The following is an 18944-nucleotide window of genomic DNA, read 5'->3' as shown; positions in this document are numbered from 1 at the left end:
TATCCACCCGGTTGCAATCGGGCCGGCGTGGCGTAGAACTTGCTGTGGAGCCACAACGACGCGCCGCCAGAGCGCGCAACCGCCTGACCGCCGTGGGTGCACACTGATGAATAGTCCTACACGCGATATCCATGTCCAACGCTTCGACCTCGAAGGCGCCCGCAGCTGGATGTCCGGCATTTGCGGGCCGCACCGCCTGGCGACGAGCACGCCCGAGCGCCTGCGCTTTCATCACAGTGCCAACGTGTTCAAGTCCCGGGCCACCACCCTGGGCGTGATCGAATACGGCACCGACGTGACCATCGATATCGAAGACGCCGAGCACTTCAGCAGCTACAGCCTCACGCTGCCGTTGGTGGGTGAGCAGGAGCTGAGCAAGAACGGCCAACGCCTGAGTTCCAACCGTGATCAGGGCGTGATCATTGCGCCCAATGAACACCAGGTGCTGGCCATATCCGGTGACTGCCGCAAGTTGCAGGTGGTGATCACGCGGGCGGCGATGAGCGAGTCGCTGGAGGGCTTGCTGCAACGGCCGGTTGACGCGCCACTGCAATTTGAACCGGTGATGGATGCGGTGGAGGGGGCGTCGGCGTCGTGGTGGCGCATGGCGCGCTACTTCATCGCCGAATTGGAGTGCCGTAGCGAATTGTATGAACAGGCGGCGTTCACCCGTGACCTGGAAAGCTCATTGATCAAGGGCCTGATCCTCGCCCAGCCGAACAATTACTCGGAAGAACTGCGCGCCGTACTGGGGGTGAAACTGCCCCATTACCTGATCCGTGCGCGCCAGTACATTCACGACAACGCCCGCGAGGCGCTGCACCTGGAAGACCTGGAAACCGCTGCCGGGGTGTCGCGGTTCAAGCTGTTCGATGCGTTTCGCAAGTACTTTGCCCTGTCACCCATGGCCTACCTGAAGAAGCACCGGCTGAGTGCGGTGCGCCAGGAAATCCTCGAGCACGGATCGATCCGCACCATCTCCGAGATCGCCTTCGGCTGGGGCTTTACCCACCTGGGGCGGTTCTCGGCGGAGTATCGAAAACTGTTCGATGAATCCCCCAGCCAGACGCTGCAACGCATGCGTATGCGCAGTACTTGAACCTGATGAAGATCAACCTGTGGGAGGGGCGGTACCTGGGCGATTTCAGATCAGTTCTTCAACCAACTGCAGGCAATGACTAAGCCCCGGCGACTGATCATTCACCCGTCGGCTGAGAATGATCGGCGAGGTCGCCGTCGCTTCCACAACCGGCGTGTAGCCGATATCCGCGCGATGCAGCACCTGCACCGACGCCGGCACCAGTGTCACGCCCATGCCCGCACCGACCAGGCCGATGGCGGTCTGCAGTTCGTTGGTCCACTGCGCCACCTTGAGGCTCAGGCCGTGGGCGTCGAACAGTGCAATCACATGGTCGGCATAGCTGGGGCGCGGGTTACCGGGGTAGAGCACAAACGGCTCGGCGGCCAGTTGGGCGAGGGTCGCGGGTGCATCGAGCAATGGGTGGCCGGCGGGCAGCACGGCGACCAACCGATCCTCCACCAGCACGCGCTGGACGATGGCCGGGTCGTCGATACGAATGCGCCCGAAGCCCACGTCGATACGTCCGGCCTTGAGCGCCTCGACCTGCTGCAAGGTGGTCATCTCCGACAGCCCCAACTCCAGTTCCAACGCCTCATGGCTGCGCAACCGCCGGATCAATTCCGGCAGCACGCCATACAAGGTCGACGGCGCAAAGCCGATGCCCAGCCAGGTCTTCTCGCCCTGGCCGATGCGGCGGGTGTTGTCGCAGACCTTGGCCAATTGTTCGAGCAACACATTGGCGTGCTCATAGAAAAACCGCCCGGCTTCGGTCAGCCGCAGCGGTCGGCCACGCTCCAGCAGAATCACGCCCAATTCCTCTTCCAATTGTTGGATCTGCCGGCTCAACGGTGGCTGGGCGATGTGCAGGCGTTCGGCCGCGCGGGTGAAGTTGAGGGTCTGCCCCAACACCTGGAAGTAGCGCAGATGACGCAGTTCCATAACGGCTCCTTTCATACCTTAAGGGTATTGCTCGAGACTAATTCTATATTGGAAGCCAGGAAAAATGCGGCACAGAATCGACGTAAATCTATAAAGAACCCAACGGGTATTGCCATGCCGATTTGCGCCATCGAGTCGATCGAGACCATTATCGTCGACCTTCCCACCCTTCGCCCGCACAAGCTGGCGATGCACACCCTGCAAAACCAGACGTTGGTAATCATCCGCGTGCGCTGCGCCGACGGCATCGAAGGCATCGGTGAATCCACCACCATCGGCGGCCTGAGCTACGGCAACGAGAGCCCCGAGAGCATCAAGGTCAACATCGACCGTCACTTCGCCCCACTGCTGATCGGCCAGGACGCCAGCAATATCAACGCGGCCATGTTGCGCCTGGAACGCCGCATTCGCGGCAACACCTTTGCCAAATCCGGTATCGAAAGCGCTTTGCTCGACGCCCTCGGCAAGCGCCTTAACCTGCCGGTCAGCGAACTGCTCGGTGGGCGTGTGCGCGATGCACTGCCGGTGGCCTGGACCCTCGCCAGCGGCAATACCGCCCAGGACATTGCCGAGGCCGAAAAGATGCTCGACCTGCGCCGCCACCGCATCTTCAAATTGAAGATCGGTGCCGGTGAAGTTGGCGAGGACCTGGCCCATGTCATCGCGATCAAACAGGCCCTGGGCGAGCGTGCCAGCGTGCGCGTCGACGTCAACCAGGCCTGGGACGAAGCCGTGGCCCTGCGTGCGTGCAAGGTGCTCGGCGACCACGGCGTCGACCTGGTCGAACAGCCGATCTCGCGTAACAACCGTGGCGGCATGGCCCGGCTCAACCTGTCGAGCCCGGCGCCGATCATGGCCGACGAATCCATCGAGTGTGTGGAAGATGCCTTCAACCTGGCCCGTGAAGGCGCGGCCTCGGTGTTCGCCCTGAAGATCGCCAAGAACGGCGGCCCCCGCGCGGTATTGCGCACCGCCGCGATTGCCGAGGCCGCTGGTATCGGCCTGTACGGCGGCACCATGCTGGAAGGGGGGATCGGCACCCTGGCGTCGGCGCATGCCTTCCTCACGCTGAACAAACTGGCGTGGGGCACCGAGTTGTTCGGCCCGCTGTTGCTGACCGAAGACATTCTTGCCGAGCCGCCGCTGTACCGCGATTTCCAGCTGCATGTCTCCCACATGCCGGGCCTGGGCCTGGCCATCGATGAGGAGCGCCTGGCGTTCTTCCGTCGTGACAAACACTAAGAGGCGCCGCCCATGTTGTTCCACGTAAAAATGACCGTGAACCTGCCCGTCGACATGCACCCCGAGCGCGCCGCCAGCCTCAAGGCCGACGAAAAGGCCTTTGCCCAGCGTCTGCAGCACCAGGGCAAATGGCGCCACTTATGGCGCATCGCCGGGCTCTACGCCAACTACAGCGTGTTCGACGTCGACAGCGTGCAAGAACTGCATGACCTGCTGATGCAACTGCCGCTTTACCCCTACATGGCCATCGAAGTGAATGCCTTGTGCCGGCACCCTTCGTCGATCCATGAAGACGACCGCTAGGCCGGTTTTCACCCTGATAACTACAAGATGAGGAACGCACCATGTCCATCCGACTGTCCCAGACTGCCCAGGCCCAACGGTTTCTCGAAGAAGCCAGCGGCAACCTCACTGACGGCGGCAACCCGCGCACCAAGGCGCTGATCTACCGGATCCTGCGCGATACGGTAAACATCATCGAAGACCTGGACGTGACCCCGGAAGAGTTCTGGAAGGCGGTCAACTACCTCAACGAACTGGGCAAGCACCAGGAGGCCGGACTGCTCGCCGCCGGGCTCGGCCTGGAGCATTACCTGGATATGCTGATGGACGCCGCCGACGAGGAAGCCGGCAAGTCCGGTGGTACCCCGCGCACCATCGAAGGTCCGCTGTATGTGGCCGGCGCGCCGCTGTCGAAGTACGAGGCGCGGCTGGACGATGGCAAGGACGACGCTGTGCCGCTGTTTATGCGCGGGCAGGTGCGCGACACCGACGGCAAGCCGTTGGCGGGGGCGATTGTCGATGTGTGGCAGGCCAATACCGGCGGTACGTATTCGTGGTTCGACCCGACGCAATCCGAATTCAACCTGCGCCGCCGTATCGAGACCGACGCCCAGGGCAACTACCGCTTTCGCAGCATCGTGCCGTCGGGCTACGGCTGCCCGCCGACCGGGCCGACCCAGCAGTTGCTCGATCAACTGGGGCGTCACGGGCAGCGCCCGGCGCATATCCACTTCTTCATCTCGGCGCCGGGGTATCGGCACCTGACCACCCAGATCAACCTGTCGGATGACCCGTACCTGCACGATGATTTTGCCTACGCGACGCGGGACGAATTGATTGCCGAGATTCGCTTCAGCGACGATCAGCAACTGGCGCGGGAGTTTGGCGTGGAAGGGCGGTTTGCGCAGATTGATTTTGACTTTGAGTTGCAAACCGCTGACGCGCCGTTAGAGCAGAAACGCATGCAGCGGGTTCGTGCCCTCGAAGACTAAATGCGGTCAAAAATGTGGGAGGGGGCAAGTCGAGTCGTCGCACCGCCCCTCCCACATTTGATCGGTGTCGTGGCTGACTATTTGCGAACGACCAGATCAAGCACCTCATCCCGATCCTTGATCTTCTGCAACACAATCTCCGAGCGGATATCCATCACCCCCGCCGTGCGGTTCAGGTGGTTCACGATAAAGTCCGAAAAGTGCTTGAGGTTGCGTGCCTGCACCCGCAGCACATAGTTGCTGGCGCCGGTGATCACGTAGGCGCTGGCCACTTCCGGCCAGCCTTGCACCTTCTTGATAAACGTCTCATGCCAATCCTCCACATCCTGGCGCAATGACAGGTGGACGATGGCCTCCAGTTCAATCCCCAACTGCTCGGCATTTAACACTGCACGGTAGCCGCTGATAATCCCTTCGCTCTCCAGCAGGCGTAGACGACGCAGGCAGGCAGAGGGCGACAACGCGACTTTTTCCGCCAGTTCCTGGTTGCTGATACGGCCATCCTGTTGCAGGAAATGCAGGAGGCGCAGGTCGGTGGCGTCAAGGATCATGGTTAGAATAAATCCGCGTATTTAGGGGTTAAATTCGAATTTCCTACAGCTTAATTAGCCTGTTACCCACCACTTTGCACGAAAATTCTCTAAATCTTCGTTCATTATTTGCTGCATCCTCACTGACAAAAACCAGGACAACCCATGACCCCTCGCAGCCATTGCCAAGCCCTCGACACCCAGGACCCGCTGGCGCCGCTACGTCAGCAGTTCGCCTTGCCGCAGGACGTTATCTACTTGGACGGCAACTCCCTCGGTGCGCGTCCGGTGGCGGCGTTGGCGCGGGCGCAGGCGGTCATCGCGCAAGAGTGGGGCAATGGCTTGATCCGCAGTTGGAACAGCGCCGGCTGGGCCGACTTGTCCCAGCGCCTGGGCAACCGCCTGGCGCCGCTGATCGGTGCGCGGGACGGTGAGGTGGTGATCACCGACACTACCTCGATCAACCTGTTCAAGGTGCTCAGCGCCGCCTTGAGCGTGCAGCGCCAACGTGAGCCGGCGCGCAAGGTGATCGTCAGCGAAGCGAGCAACTTCCCCACCGATTTGTACATCGCCCAGGGCCTCGCCGAGTTGCTGCAACAGGGCTATTCCCTGCGCCTGGTCAACAGCCCGGATGAACTGCCCAGGGCCATCGACGGCGACGTGGCGGTGGTGATGCTCACCCACGTCAACTACAAGACCGGCTACATGTACGACATGCAGGCGCTCACCGCCTTGAGCCATGAATGCGGCGCGCTGAGCATCTGGGACCTGGCGCATTCGGCGGGCGCAGTGCCCATCGACCTGCACGGGGCCGGTGCTGACTATGCGATTGGCTGCACTTACAAATACCTCAACGGCGGCCCCGGCTCCCAGGCGTTCGTGTGGGTCAACCCGGCGTTGGTAGACCTGGTGCACCAGCCGCTGTCGGGCTGGTTCGGGCATACCCGGCAGTTCGCCATGGAATCCAGCTATGCGCCGAGCGCCGGCATCGCCCGCTACCTGTGCGGCACCCAGCCGATCACGTCGCTGGCGATGGTGGAATGCGGCCTGGAGATTTTCGAACAGACCGACATGGCCCGCCTGCGCAGCAAATCCCTGGCGCTGACCGACCTGTTTATCGAGTTGGTCGAAAGCCGCTGCGCCGCCCACAACCTTGTGCTGATCACTCCCCGTGAACACGCTCGGCGTGGCAGCCATGTGAGCTTCGAACACCCGGAGGGATATGCGGTGATCCAGGCCCTGATCGCACGTGGCGTGATCGGTGATTACCGCGAGCCGCGCATCATGCGTTTTGGGTTTACGCCGCTGTACACGAGTTTTACCGAGGTGTGGGATGCGGTGGAAATCCTCGGTGAGATTCTCGACAACGGCACCTGGGACCAGCCGCAATTCAAGGTCCGCCACAGCGTCACCTGAAGATAATGCAGATCAAAATGTGGGAGGGGCGGTGCGACGATTCGACTTGCCCCTCCAACAGGGGATTTGCGTCAATATCCAAATAGTGCAACCACAATAATAAAGGGGCACACCACGTGAGCACACCCGACAACGGCTTTGCCGAGATCACCCACCGCGAACTGGGCCTGAGGCGCCAGCTCACTTCCGGCCAGATGAGCATGATCGCCATCGGTGGCGCCATCGGCACCGGGCTGTTCATGGGCAGCGCCTATGCCATCGGCTACGCCGGGCCCAGCGTGCTGGTGAGCTACGCGATCGGCGCGTTGATCACCTTGCTGCTGATGGGCTGCCTGGCCGAGATGACGGTGGCCCATTCCACCTCGGGCTCTTTCGGCGCCTATGCCGAGTTCTACATCAGCCCGCTGGCCGGGTTCCTGGTGCGTTATGCCTACTGGGCGGCGATTGTGCTGGCGGTGGGGGCCGAGGTCACGGCGGTGGCGATGTACATGAAGTACTGGTTCGCCCACGTGCCGGAATGGGTGTGGATCGTGTCGTTTTCCAGCGTGCTGATCCTGCTCAACGCCATCAGCGTCAAGACTTTCGGCAACTTCGAATACTGGTTTTCGACGATCAAGATCAGCGCCATCGTCGGCTTCATCATCCTCGCGGTGTACGTGGTATTCGGCTCCGGCAACCCGCAATACGGGGTGCAGAACTACACGGCCCACGACGGGTTTTTCCCCCATGGCTTGAGCGGCATGTGGATCGCCGTGATCGTGTCGATCTTCAGCTACCTGAGCGTCGAGATGATTGCCGTGGCTGCCGGTGAGGCGGCGGACCCGGAGCAGGCCGTGAAGAAAGCCTTTCGCGCGACCATCGTGCGGCTGGTGGTGTTTTACCTGCTGACCCTGGCGCTGATGCTCGCCATCGTGCCATGGAACCAGGCCGGCCAGGCCCAGAGCCCGTTCGTCACGGTGATGCAGACCATCGGCATTCCCGGCGCCACCGGGGTGATGAATTTCGTGATCCTGATTGCGGCCTTGTCGGCGATGAACAGCCAGCTCTACATCACCACGCGCATGATGTTCAGCCTGTCCCGCGCCGGCTTTGCGCCCAGGTCCATGGGGGCGTTGAGCAAGAGCGGCATTCCGCTGAATGCCTTGCTGTTGTCCAGCTCGGGCATCGCCCTGGCGACGCTGTTGAACCTGGTGCACCCGGAAAGTTCGTTCACCCTGATGATGGCGATCTCGATGTTTGGCGCGATCTTCACCTGGTTCATGATCTTCCTCACGCACCTGTTCTTCCGGCGCTATCGCAAGCGTCATGGCGGCGCGAAGCTGTCGTTCCAGTTGCGCCTGTTTCCCTACAGCACGTTATTGGGGCTGATGCTGATGGGCGCGGTGATGATCACCACGTACTTCACCGAAGCGTTCAAGATGACCCTGGTGTTTGGCGTGCCGTTCCTGCTGATTCTGTCCGCGGTGTATTACGGGTTTTTCCGCAAGGGCAGGGCCAAGGCATCGAACAAGGCCTTGGCGTAACCCGGCAATTGTTCGAACGAGCGCGCGCATAACAGCAACGTGCGGCAAGCCCACTCTTCCTGCAACGGCTGGGCGATGAAGCGGCGCGGCGCTGGCCAGCGCGCCAGCGCCGCCTGGGGCACGATGCCCAGGCCGGCGCCGCGGGCCACCATGCGAATCAGCCCGTCAAAACCCTCGGCGCGGATGCGCGTCTGCACACGAAAGCCCGCGTGCAGTGCCTGTTCTTCCAGGTACACCGCGAGGGCGCTGGCGGCGGCCAGACCCACGTAGTCGTATTGCAGGCTGTCGACAAAGCTCACCGTGCCGCCCGCCAGGGGATGGTCGTGCGGCATGATCAGCGCCAGCGGGTCGTCGCGAAAGGGCAAAGTCTGCAAGCCATGGGTGTCCACGGCGTCGGAGATGATCCCCAGCTCCGCCGTGCCCTGGCGCAAGGCCTGGGTGATGCGCAGGCTGGGCAATTCCTGCAGGTCGATATCGAGGTTGGGGTGTTCGCGCAGAAAGTCCGCGAGCAGTTCCGGCAGGTATTCGCTGAGCGCAGTGGTGTTGCACAGCAGGCGCACCTGGCCTTTGACGCCCTTGGCATATTCCGCCAGGTCCTGTTGCAGGTGCTCGGCCTGTTGCAACAACAGGCGGGCGTGACGGGCCAGGGCCTTGCCTGCCGGTGTGGGGGTGACGCCGCGACGTCCACGCTGGAGAAACTCGATGCCCAACGACGCCTCCATCGCCCGGATGCGGGCACTGGCGGCGGCCAGGGATAAATGGCTGCGGGCCGCGCCGGCGGTGATGTTGCCGGTGTCGAGGGTGTGCAGGTAGAGGCGCAGGTCGATCAGGTCAAAGTGCATGGCTGATGGCTCGAGGGAGTAGACGGGCCTCAGGCTCACGCAAAACAAGAGGCTGCCTCAGTATATGGCGAATTTTAGAGCGCATCGAAAAGTCGCACACTCTGCCCATGAATACCTTCCTCGCGTTTTACCAGAACCTCGGCCCCGCCCTTACCTTGCTGGTGATCGGCACCTTCCTGCTGGCCGGTACGGTCAAGGGTATCATCGGCCTGGGCCTGCCCACTGTCGCCATGGGCATGCTCGGCCTGGCTATGTTACCGGCGCAGGCTGCGGCATTACTGATCATCCCTTCGACCGTCACCAACCTGTGGCAATTGGCATTCGGCGGGCACCTGAGTGCGTTGCTCCGGCGGCTGTGGCCGATGTTGCTGCTGATTTTCCTCGGCACTGGGCTGGGCACGGTGTCGCTGGGGATGGACGGCGGGCAATGGGTGGTGCGCGCACTGGGCGCGGCGTTGCTGGCGTATGCACTGAGCGGACTGTTCCTGCCCACGTTCAAGGTCAAGGCCCGGACCGAGCGTTGGCTGGGCCCGGTGTGCGGGCTGATCACCGGCCTCATCACCTCGGCCACCGGTGTGTTTGTGATTCCTGCCGTACCGTACCTGCAGGCACTGGGTTTGAATCGCGATCAACTGGTGCAGGCGTTGGGGCTGTCGTTCACGGTATCGACCCTGGCCCTGGCCGCCGGTCTGGCCTGGCGCGGGACGTTGGGCGCTGGCGCAATCAACGCCTCGTTGCTGGCCTTGGTGCCGGCGCTGCTGGGCATGTGGCTGGGCCAGGTGGTGCGCCAGCGCATCAGTGCGGTGCTGTTCAAGCGGGTATTTTTTATCGGCATGGCACTGCTGGGCGGGCATTTGCTGATCGGCGGTTAACAATTAGCGATCCATTCGTGCCTTGTGGTCAAAAGTATTTTGCCCGGTGGCGGCTTATTCCGAAGGGCCGAGGTGGATAGTCTGCGTCCAGACATTTTCAACCTTCTGGATGCCTCCCATGAAAAAAGTACTCCTGCTCAACGGCGGTAAAAAGTTCGCCCACTCCGATGGCCGCTACAACACCACCCTGCATGACACCGCCTTGGCGGTGTTGGACCGAGGCGGTATCGACGTCAAGGTCACCCATATCGACGAAGGCTACGACGTGGCCGAAGAAGTCGCCAAATTCCTCTGGGCAGACGTGATCATCTACCAGATGCCCGGCTGGTGGATGGGCGCGCCGTGGATCGTCAAGAAGTACATCGACGAAGTCTTCACCGAGGGCCACGGCAGCCTGTACGCCAGCGATGGCCGCACCCGTTCCGACGCCTCGCAGAAATACGGCAGCGGTGGCCTGGTCCAGGGCAAGCACTACATGCTGTCACTGACCTGGAATGCACCGCAGCAAGCCTTCGACGATCCGACCGATTTCTTCGAAGCCAAGGGCGTGGATGCGGTGTACTTCCCGTTCCACAAAGCCAACGAGTTCCTCGGCATGACCGGCCTGCCGACCTTCCTGTGCGTGGACGTGATGAAACGCCCGGCCATCGAGGTGGATGTGGCGCGCTACGAACAGCATCTGGCGCGGGTGTTCAACCTCTCGGTGTAAGCTGCGGTACACCGATAACGAGGACCGCCCGTGAAAGCCCGATCCGATGAGCTACAGATCTTCGTCAGCGTGATTGAGTGCGGCTCGATTTCCGCCGCCGCGGAGCAGGTCGGGCAGACGCCATCGGCGGTCAGTCGCACCCTGTCGCGCCTGGAAGCCAAGCTTGAGACCACGCTGATCAACCGCACCACGCGGCGCATGGACCTGACCGAGGAGGGCAAGTACTTCTTCGAGCAGGCCAAGCTCATCCTGGCGCAGATGGACGAGCTGGAAGAGCGCCTGTCGTCACGTCAGAAGAACCCCGCCGGGCGCCTGCGCATCAATGCCGCCGTGCCGTTCATGCTGCATGGGATCGTGCCCTACATCGCCGAATTCCGCCGTTTGTACCCGCAGATCCAGCTGGAGTTGAACAGCGATGACCTGATCATCGACCTGCTGGAACAGAGCACCGATATTGCGATTCGCATCGGTGCCCTGGCCGACTCAACCCTGCATGCGCGATCCCTGGGCTGTACGCCGCTGCATATCCTCGCCAGCCCTGATTACCTCAAACAGTACGGCACGCCGACGACGGTCGCCGAGTTGGCTGACCACACCCTGCTGGGCTTTACCCAGACCGAAACCCTCAACCACTGGCCGCTGCGCCATGTGGAAGGTGACCGCTGGCTGATCGAGCCCAGCGTGGCCGCGTCCAGTGGTGAAACCCTGCGCCAGTTGGCGTTGGAAGGGCAGGGCATTTGTTGCCTGTCGAACTTCATGACCGTCGAAGACATCAATGCCGGGCGCCTGGTGCCGGTGCTGGAGGCGTTCAACAGCGGGTATCGCCAACCGATCCACGCGGTGTTCTACCGCAACTCGCAATTGGCGCTGCGCATCCAGTGCTTCCTGGACTTTATCCAGGCCAAGCTGGCGCGGTATGCCTGCTGATTCGTGACCCTCACGCAAGAGTGAATTGGGCGGTGCGGGCTTATTCGTCAGGGATGAGTCCGTAACAATGGACCCATCACTTACCCCGTCAGGAGCACTCTCCATGCACGTATTCATTACCGGCGCAGCCGGTTTTATCGGCGGTTCCATCGCCACCGGCCTGGTCAAGGCCGGTCACACGGTCACCGGCCTGGTACGTAGCGCCGAGCAAGCGGCTGAAATGACCGCCCTGGGCATCAACCCGGTGATCGGCACCCTCGACGATGCTGCTGTGGTGACCGAGCAAGCGCACAAAGCCGATGCAGTGATCAATGCCGCGAGCAGCGACCATCGTGCTGCGGTGGAAACCCTGCTGGCCGCACTGAAAGGTTCGGACAAGCCATTCCTGCACACCAGCGGTTCGAGCATCGTGGGGGATGCGTCGGGCGGTAAGTCCAGCGATGTCATCTATTTCGAAGACAGCCTGCCGGAACCGACCGTCGACAAGGCTGCCCGCGTGGCCATCGACAACCTGATCCTGGCGGCCGCAAAAGACGGCGTGAACTCAGCAGTGATCTGCAACACGCTGATCTACGGCCACAGTCTCGGTGTGAAGCGCGACAGCGTGCAACTGCCGCGCTTGCTCAAGCAGGCACGCAAGAGCGGTGTGGTGCGCCATGTCGGCACCGGGCAGAACATCTGGTCCAACGTGCACATTGAAGACGTGGTGGCGCTGTACCTGCTGGCACTGACCCGCAACGTGCCGGGTACGTTCTACTTTGTGGAAAGCGGCGAGGCCTCGTTTATCGACATGACCACGGCGATTGCCCAAGCCCTGAACCTGGGCCGGCCGCAGGATTGGCCGTTGGCCGAGGCTGAGGCCGAGGCCGAGTGGGGCTATGAAATGGCCAACTATGGCCTGGGCTCCAACAGCCGCGTGCGCGGCAGGCATGCCCGCGAGTTGCTGGGCTGGGCGCCGAAGCGTACGTCCGTAGTCGAGTGGATTCGCCACGAGATGGTTTAACAGAGGTGGGACACGGAGGGTATGCAGCTTAAGCGGTCGCCATTGGGCGGCCGTTTGTGTTTATGGACTGAATGAACGTGTACATGGATTGCGTGAAAGGCTTCCAGCCTAGAGAATGCAAGGATTCTGTTATCAGGCTTATGCCCGCCTGCGGTTTTTGGCGATGAAAGACTTGGAGTCTCGAATGATAAAAACCATAGTGATTAAAGGCTTCAAGTCTATTCCAGAGTTGACGCTAGAGTTAGGACGAGTTAATTGCTTTATCGGCGCCAACGGTGTCGGTAAAAGTAATATCTTGGAGGCCATTGGTGTTTTGGGCGCAGCAGCAAACGGCGTAGTTGATTCGGAGTCTCTTCTGCGACGTGGCGTCAGACCTGGTTTGCCGAGACTTTACAAAACGTCGTTCACCGGCGGAAGAACGCCGCCAGAAATTCGATTGAGTGCCATAGGTGCTCAAAGTGAGGAATATCGAACTTCAATTTTGAACCCTATTGATAAGCCTGAGCCGGCTTGGGAGTTCAAGACAGAGTATCTACGAGATTCGAATACTGAGATTCTGACTGCCGGTGTCAGAAGTTTGAAAAATTTGAAACCTACTGCTGGATTGGCGGCACTTAAGTTGGTGGATCTTTCACCGGATAACCCGGCTGCCAAATTGATGCAGCAGTTGCAGGACTACGCGATTTATAGCCCGAATACACCCACCCTACGGGCAATGGTGGCTGACCCGCAAACGCGTTCACCGCTGGGGTTGTCGGGCGGGCGGCTGGCTGACGCATTTGCTGAACTCAAGAGTGCTTTGGACGCTGATCCGCAATTGATGGACTCCGTACTGGAGTTAATCGACTGGGTTGTCGATATTGACGCCGTATCAACGGCAAATTCTTTATTGTCACCCTCGGTATCCCGTACTGGCCAAAGCGTTCTAAAGCTTACTGATCGATATATGAAAAGTGGGCGCAACTCTCTCACGGCATACGACGCCAGTGAGGGCGCTTTGTACGTATTGTTCAGTGCAATTCTATGTTTATCTCCTGCCGCGCCGATGGTGCTTGCGATTGACAATCTGGACCAAGCCTTGAACCCGCGTCTTGCCATGCGGCTGACTGAAAAACTGTCTTATTGGTTGAAGAAAAACGATGCCCGCAGACAGCTACTGTTTACAACTCATAACCCTGCCGTACTTGATGGACTTGACCTTTCGGATGATGAAATTCGTTTATTTGCGGTTGATCGCAATAGTGAAGGCCATACCAGTGTTATTCGGATAGAGCCAACCGAAAAGCTACTGAAAATGAACAAAGAATATCCGCTGTCCCGGCTATGGATGATGGGGCACCTAGGGGCGCTGCCCAATGTCTGACTTGCGCATCGCGTTGATCGCCGAAGGAAAAACCGACCTGGTGGTGGTGGAGGCTGCTCTTAAGGCGATTTTATTAGAGCCGTTTGTTCTCAAACTGATACAACCAGAAGCATCTTCACGTGAACTGGGTGAGGGCTGGGGTGGTGTTGCCAAGTGGTGTCATCAAAGTGTCGAGCGCGGTGAGGGCGTATTGCATGATGATCCAACACTTTTTTTGTATGACTTTTACATCATTCATTTGGACGCTGATGTGGCTGGCATGACGTATGCGCATGCCAGGCTTGAAGAGCTTGCTCAGCAACACAGTTGGGGCGCGTTGCCGTGTCAGATGCCGTGTCCTGTTGCACAGGATTCGGTTACCGCTTTGCGTACCGTCCTGCTGTCCTGGCTAGGCAGTCCTGTTCCCACAAGCAAGACAGTGATTTGTATTCCCTCCAAGGCTATTGAGTCTTGGTTGGCGGCCGCCATCCTCCCGGCCACTGCAACTGCGCTTACAGATATCGAATGCAATTTTAATATGAAAACGGTATTGGCTCAGTTGCCCAAGGCGTCCCGGATCAACAAGCGAGCTGACTACATATTGAGAGCCCCTTTAGTCCAGAGTAGATGGAAGCGGGTATGTCAGCTTTGCACCCAGGCCGATGTCTTTGATCAGGATGTCAGAGCTGTGTAGTCTTCGTCGGCTGTTAAGATTCCCGCGATTTTCACACCCTTCAAAAAAGGCGATCAGTCAGGATCGCGTTTGTCATCATTGATGGCTGAAGTTTTTACTGACTTATACTTTTTGGTACCTCATGAACCTCACTCGTCTGCGCGCCGATGCCCTGGCCGGCCTCACCACGTCCTTTGCGCTGCTGCCCGAATGCATCGCCTTTGCCCTGGTGGCTCACCTCAACCCGCTGATGGGGCTGTACGGCGCCTTTATCATCTGCACCCTCACGGCGTTGTTCGGCGGCCGGCCCGGCATGGTGTCCGGGGCGGCAGGCTCGATGGCGGTGGTGATCGTCGCGCTGGTGGTGCAGCACGGCGTGGAATACCTGCTGGCTACGGTACTGCTGGGCGGGCTGATCATGGTCGCGTTCGGCCTGTTGCGCCTGGGCAAGCTGGTGCGCATGGTGCCGCACCCGGTGATGCTGGGGTTCGTCAACGGCCTGGCGATCATCATTGCCCTGGCCCAGTTGGAACATTTCAAGAACGGTGAACGCTGGCTCAGCGGTACGCCGTTGTACGTGATGACGGGCCTGGTGCTGGTGACCATGGCCATCGTCTACCTGCTGCCGCGCATCACCCGTGCGGTGCCGCCGGCCCTGGTGGCGATCCTTGGCGTGGGCCTGGCCGTGTACCTGCTCGGCCTGCCGACCCGTACCCTCGGCGACATGGCCCACATCGCCGGCGGCCTGCCGAGCTTCGCGCTGCCGCAGATCCCCTGGACCCTGGAAACCCTCGGCATCATCGCCCCCTATGCGTTCCTGATGGCCATGGTCGGCCTGCTGGAAACCCTGCTGACCCTGAACCTCACCGACGAAATCACCGAGACCCGTGGCTACCCCGACCGCGAAAGCGTGGCCCTGGGCGCGGCGAATATGCTCTCGGGCCTGTTCGGCGGGATGGGCGGTTGCGCGATGATCGGGCAAACCGTGATCAACCTCAGCTCTGGCGGGCGTGGACGTTTCTCCGGGGTGTTCGCCGGGGTGATGATCCTGCTGTTTATTTTGTTTCTGTCACCGCTGATCGAGCGGATCCCGCTGGCGGCGCTGGTGGGGGTGATGTTCGTGGTGTCCCAGCAGACCTTCGCCTGGGCGTCCCTGCGGGTGATCAACAAGGTGCCGCTCAATGATGTGCTGGTGATTATCGCGGTAACAGTGATCACGGTGTTCACCGACCTGGCCACCGCCGTGCTGTGCGGCATCGTGATCGCAGCACTGAACTTTGCCTGGCAACAGGCCCGTGAGCTGTACGCCGATGAGCATCTGGAAGCGGATGGCAGCAAGCTCTATCGCCTGCACGGTACGCTGTTCTTTGCCTCGACGACGCCGTTCCTGAACCAGTTCGACCCGGCCAACGACCCCGCCCAGGTGACGCTGGATTGTCGTCACCTGAGCTTTGTCGACTACTCGGCGATTGCCGCACTGATGACCCTGCGCGAGCGCTACAGCAAGGCCGGCAAGCATTTGCGCGTGCTGCATTTGTCCGAACGCTGCAAGAAGCTGCTCAAGCGTGCCAAGGTTCACCACGACTGATCACATACCCCTGTAGGAGCGAGCTTGCTCGCGAAAAACCAGAGAGCGCCGCGGGCATCCAGAAAGCCCGCGTTGTCGTTGGCGATCTTCGCGAGCAAGCTCGCTCCTACAGAGGGCGATGCAGCCTTGCATTACGGCCCGACCAGGTCTTCCAGTTCCTGGGCGCGGGTCTGGGTCATGTCCAGCACGCAGCCGGTGCCGTTGACCTGGTCGATGGTGCCGCCGGTAGCCGAGCCGACGAAGGCACAATTGGCGTCACGGTACTTGATCCACAGGCGCTGCAGGTCCTGCAGTTGCTGCCTGCGGTTGCCTTCCTGGGCGGCGAGGGCGGTTTTGTAGGCTTTGTTCAGGCGCGTGTCTTGCACCTTGGTTTCCTTGACGTTGCAGCTGACCATGTCGGCAGTGGTATTGGCGCCGTCCATGCATTTTTTCAGCGCCGGGTTGTCGGCAGCGGCGGCAGTGCCGCACACGGCGAGAAGCAGGGCGCCGGCGGCGAGTGTGGTGCGAATCATGCTCGATTTTCCTGGCATCGGTGGATGTGCATTCTATGACTCAAGCCTCTTCGTTGAGTTTCCAGCCTTCTCTGAACTTCATGTAAGAACACCCCCCGAATTTTCATGCGCGGCCCTTGGGCATACCCCAACGCGACAGCGCTTATCTGTGGGCGAAAGTTACTTTCATAAAATTTGAAAATGCTCCTCGGTAATGATTTATGAGTTTCACAACCAACTCGACGTGACCCTTTCCGAGGAGTACCGCATGGCCGCATCACCGGGCTTCGGGCTGTTGGCATACGCTGCCATCGCCATCATTGCTTTGATCGTGCTGATCGCACGTTACCGGCTCAACCCGTTTATCGTCATCACCCTGGTGTCCATCGGCCTGGCGCTGATGGCCGGGATGCCGGCGGACACCATCATGGGTTCCTACGAGGCGGGCGTCGGCAAAACCCTGGGGCATATCGCCCTGGTCGTGGCGCTGGGCACCATGCTCGGCAAGATGATGGCCGAGTCCGGTGGCGCCGAGCAGGTGGCGCGCACGCTGATCAACCGTTTCGGCGAACGTAATGCCCATTGGGCCATGGTGTGCATCGCCTTCCTGGTGGGGCTGCCGCTGTTTTTCGAAGTGGGCTTTGTATTGCTGGTGCCGATCGCCTTTACCGTGGCGCGGCGCGTGGGGGTGTCGATCCTGATGGTCGGCCTGCCAATGGTTGCCGGCTTGTCGGTGGTGCATGCGCTGGTGCCGCCGCACCCGGCGGCGATGATGGCCGTGCTGGCGTATAACGCGTCGGTGGGGCAGACCGTGCTCTATGCGATCCTCATCGGTATCCCGACGGCGATCATCGCCGGCCCGGTGTACGCCAAATTCATCGTGCCGCGTATTCACCTGCCGGCGGAAAACCCGCTGGAACGCCAGTTCATCGAGCGCGAACCCCGTGAGCGTTTGCCGAGCTTTGCACTGACCATGGGCACCATCCTGTTGCCGGTGGTGCTGATGATGATCGGCGGTTGGGCCAACGTGATTTCCACCCCGGGTACGGGCTTCAACCAGTTCCTGCTGTTTATCGGCAACTCGGTGATCGCGCTGCTGGTGGCGACCCTGGTGAGTTTCTGGACCCTGGGCCTGGCGCAGGGCTTCAACCGCGAGTCGATCCTCAGGTTCACCAATGAATGCCTGGCGCCGACCGCGAGTATCACCTTGCTGGTGGGCGCGGGCGGTGGCCTGAACCGGATCCTCGTGGATGCAGGCGTCACTCATGAGATCCTCGGCCTAGCCCATGCCTTCCACTTGTCGCCGCTGGTGATGGGCTGGCTGTTCGCGGCGTTGATGCGGATTGCGACGGGCTCAGCCACGGTAGCCATGACTACGGCTTCGGGCGTGGTAGCCCCGGTCGCCCTGGGCCTGGGTTATCCACACCCGGAATTGCTGGTGTTGGCTACTGGCGCGGGTTCGGTGATCTTTTCCCACGTTAACGACGGCGGCTTCTGGCTGATCAAGGAATACTTCAATATGACGGTGATCCAGACCTTCAAGACCTGGACCGTATTGGAGACCCTGATCTCTGTGGTTGCCTTCGGTCTGACTTACGGTCTGTCCTGCATTTTGTAACCCGGAGCCTCCATGGACATCCTCTACCAGATCCGCGCCCGCCAGGATTCCTTCAGCGCCGGCGAAGGGCGTATCGCCAGGCTGATGCTGGAGGATGTGGGCTTTGCCGCCTCGGCCAGCCTGGAAGAGCTGTCCCAACGGGCCGAGGTCAGTACCGCGACCTTATCGCGGTTTGCCCGCAGTGTCGGTTGCCGGGACTTGCGCGACCTGCGCCTGCAACTGGCCCAGGCCAGCGGCGTCGGCAGCCGCTTCCTGGACCCGGCGGGGTTGCCTGAGCAGTCGGCGTTTCATCGGCAGATTCTTGGCGATATCGAGGCGACGCTGCGCCAGCATTTGTCGGGTTTCAACCAGGCGAGTTTTGTCGATGCGGTCAACCTGCTGGGGAAGGCGCGGATGATCCACGCGTTCGGCATGGGCGGGCCGTCGAGTTTGTGCAGCGATGAATTGCAGGTGCGCCTGGTTCGCCTGGGCTACCCGATTGCCGCCAGCCACGACCCGGTGATGATGCGTGTCACGGCGGCAACCCTGGGGCCGGAACACGCGCTGATCGTCTGCTCGCTCACCGGCCTCACCCCCGAGTTGCTTGATGTGGTGGCGCTGGCGCGCAACTACGACGCGCGCATCGTCGCCATCACCCTGGCCGACTCGCCCCTGGCGCAGTTGGCGGATGTGCTGCTGCCGCTGCAACCGGCCGAAACCAGTTTTATCTACAAACCCACGGCGGCGCGCTACGGCATGCTGCTGGCCATCGACCTGCTCGCCACCGAGCTGGCGCTGGCCCTGCCCGACGACAACCAGGAACGTTTGCGCCGGATCAAGCTGGCCCTCGACGATTATCGCGGCGGCCCTGACAGCCTGCCGCTTGGAGATTGAT

19 protein-coding genes are annotated in these 18944 nt (G+C 60.9%); 15 read left to right on the top strand and 4 right to left on the bottom strand.

Features of this window, described 5'->3' with window-relative positions; all coding sequences use genetic code 11:
• The first annotated feature begins 106 nt into the window (after positions 1 to 106).
• Complete coding sequence (locus F6S08_RS26620) at positions 107 to 1099, top strand: AraC family transcriptional regulator (protein ID WP_065925952.1); 993 nt, start codon at positions 107 to 109, stop codon at positions 1097 to 1099.
• Between the two features lie 45 nt (positions 1100 to 1144).
• On the opposite strand, the gene F6S08_RS26615 is transcribed toward F6S08_RS26620, so the two are convergent.
• Positions 1145 to 2020 (bottom strand): LysR family transcriptional regulator, encoded by an 876-nt coding sequence (locus tag F6S08_RS26615; protein WP_065925953.1) that lies wholly within the window; start codon positions 2018 to 2020, stop codon positions 1145 to 1147.
• A gap of 114 nt (positions 2021 to 2134) precedes the next feature.
• Here F6S08_RS26615 and F6S08_RS26610 point away from each other — a divergent pair, with 114 nt between their 5' ends.
• From F6S08_RS26610 to catA, 3 genes are read left to right on the top strand one after another with little or no spacing between them, the layout of a single operon-like run.
• Entirely contained in the window at positions 2135 to 3262 is a 1128-nt protein-coding gene (locus tag F6S08_RS26610; RefSeq protein WP_315872555.1) for a muconate cycloisomerase family protein, read from the top strand.
• A gap of 12 nt (positions 3263 to 3274) precedes the next feature.
• Positions 3275 to 3565 carry a muconolactone Delta-isomerase gene (gene catC, locus F6S08_RS26605; RefSeq protein ID WP_027607668.1) on the top strand — a complete coding sequence of 97 codons (291 nt, stop codon included), beginning with the start codon at positions 3275 to 3277 and terminating at the stop codon, positions 3563 to 3565.
• A gap of 41 nt (positions 3566 to 3606) precedes the next feature.
• Entirely contained in the window at positions 3607 to 4536 is a 930-nt protein-coding gene (gene catA, locus F6S08_RS26600; protein WP_315872554.1) for a catechol 1,2-dioxygenase, read from the top strand.
• 77 nt (positions 4537 to 4613) lie between these two features.
• Here the strand turns inward: catA and F6S08_RS26595 are convergent, their stop codons facing one another.
• Complete coding sequence (locus F6S08_RS26595; protein ID WP_003176072.1) at positions 4614 to 5087, bottom strand: Lrp/AsnC family transcriptional regulator; 474 nt, start codon at positions 5085 to 5087, stop codon at positions 4614 to 4616.
• Positions 5088 to 5231: 144 nt separating this feature from the next.
• On the opposite strand from F6S08_RS26595, the gene kynU reads away from it, so the two are divergent.
• Complete coding sequence (gene kynU, locus F6S08_RS26590) at positions 5232 to 6482, top strand: kynureninase (RefSeq protein ID WP_074847613.1); 1251 nt, start codon at positions 5232 to 5234, stop codon at positions 6480 to 6482.
• A gap of 116 nt (positions 6483 to 6598) precedes the next feature.
• Positions 6599 to 8005, top strand: coding sequence for an amino acid permease (locus F6S08_RS26585; RefSeq protein ID WP_315872553.1), 1407 nt, complete (start codon positions 6599 to 6601; stop codon positions 8003 to 8005).
• Here the strand turns inward: F6S08_RS26585 and F6S08_RS26580 are convergent.
• The gene (locus F6S08_RS26580) at positions 7951 to 8847 is read right to left on the bottom strand and encodes a LysR substrate-binding domain-containing protein (RefSeq protein WP_074847611.1); all 897 of its coding nucleotides are present in this window, start codon (positions 8845 to 8847) and stop codon (positions 7951 to 7953) included. The genes F6S08_RS26585 and F6S08_RS26580 overlap by 55 nt on opposite strands.
• Before the next feature lie 107 nt (positions 8848 to 8954).
• Between F6S08_RS26580 and F6S08_RS26575 the strand changes: the two genes are divergently transcribed.
• The 7 genes from F6S08_RS26575 (at position 8955) to F6S08_RS26545 (ending at position 15961) form a co-directional block, all read left to right on the top strand.
• Positions 8955 to 9719 carry a sulfite exporter TauE/SafE family protein gene (locus F6S08_RS26575; protein ID WP_315872552.1) on the top strand — a complete coding sequence of 255 codons (765 nt, stop codon included), beginning with the start codon at positions 8955 to 8957 and terminating at the stop codon, positions 9717 to 9719.
• Between the two features lie 118 nt (positions 9720 to 9837).
• The gene (locus F6S08_RS26570) at positions 9838 to 10428 is read left to right on the top strand and encodes an NAD(P)H-dependent oxidoreductase (RefSeq protein ID WP_065925960.1); all 591 of its coding nucleotides are present in this window, start codon (positions 9838 to 9840) and stop codon (positions 10426 to 10428) included.
• A 30-nt stretch (positions 10429 to 10458) separates the two neighbouring features.
• Positions 10459 to 11355, top strand: coding sequence for a LysR family transcriptional regulator (locus F6S08_RS26565; RefSeq protein WP_065947220.1), 897 nt, complete (start codon positions 10459 to 10461; stop codon positions 11353 to 11355).
• A gap of 103 nt (positions 11356 to 11458) precedes the next feature.
• A complete protein-coding gene (locus F6S08_RS26560; protein ID WP_315872551.1) occupies positions 11459 to 12358 on the top strand; it encodes an NAD-dependent epimerase/dehydratase family protein in 900 nt (299 codons plus the stop codon).
• Between the two features lie 184 nt (positions 12359 to 12542).
• Positions 12543 to 13721, top strand: coding sequence for an AAA family ATPase (locus F6S08_RS26555; protein WP_074848241.1), 1179 nt, complete (start codon positions 12543 to 12545; stop codon positions 13719 to 13721).
• Positions 13714 to 14394 (top strand): hypothetical protein, encoded by a 681-nt coding sequence (locus F6S08_RS26550; protein WP_137212843.1) that lies wholly within the window; start codon positions 13714 to 13716, stop codon positions 14392 to 14394. Before F6S08_RS26555 ends, F6S08_RS26550 begins: the two co-directional genes overlap by 8 nt.
• Positions 14395 to 14515: 121 nt before the next feature.
• Complete coding sequence (locus F6S08_RS26545) at positions 14516 to 15961, top strand: SulP family inorganic anion transporter (RefSeq protein ID WP_065925964.1); 1446 nt, start codon at positions 14516 to 14518, stop codon at positions 15959 to 15961.
• A 131-nt stretch (positions 15962 to 16092) separates the two neighbouring features.
• Here the strand turns inward: F6S08_RS26545 and F6S08_RS26535 are convergent, their stop codons facing one another.
• Entirely contained in the window at positions 16093 to 16473 is a 381-nt protein-coding gene (locus tag F6S08_RS26535) for a lysozyme inhibitor LprI family protein (protein ID WP_065925965.1), read from the bottom strand.
• 247 nt (positions 16474 to 16720) lie between these two features.
• Between F6S08_RS26535 and F6S08_RS26530 the strand changes: the two genes are divergently transcribed.
• A complete protein-coding gene (locus tag F6S08_RS26530) occupies positions 16721 to 18070 on the top strand; it encodes a gluconate:H+ symporter (protein WP_235865606.1) in 1350 nt (449 codons plus the stop codon).
• A gap of 12 nt (positions 18071 to 18082) precedes the next feature.
• A complete protein-coding gene (locus F6S08_RS26525; protein WP_065925967.1) occupies positions 18083 to 18943 on the top strand; it encodes a MurR/RpiR family transcriptional regulator in 861 nt (286 codons plus the stop codon).
• Position 18944: the final 1 nt, after the last annotated feature.

The sequence above is a fragment of the Pseudomonas sp. JV449 genome, assembly GCF_032424295.1.
GTDB lineage: Bacteria > Pseudomonadota > Gammaproteobacteria > Pseudomonadales > Pseudomonadaceae > Aquipseudomonas > Aquipseudomonas marginalis.
Note: the sequence above shows the minus strand (reverse complement) of the source record. Positions and strands in the feature narration are given on the sequence as shown.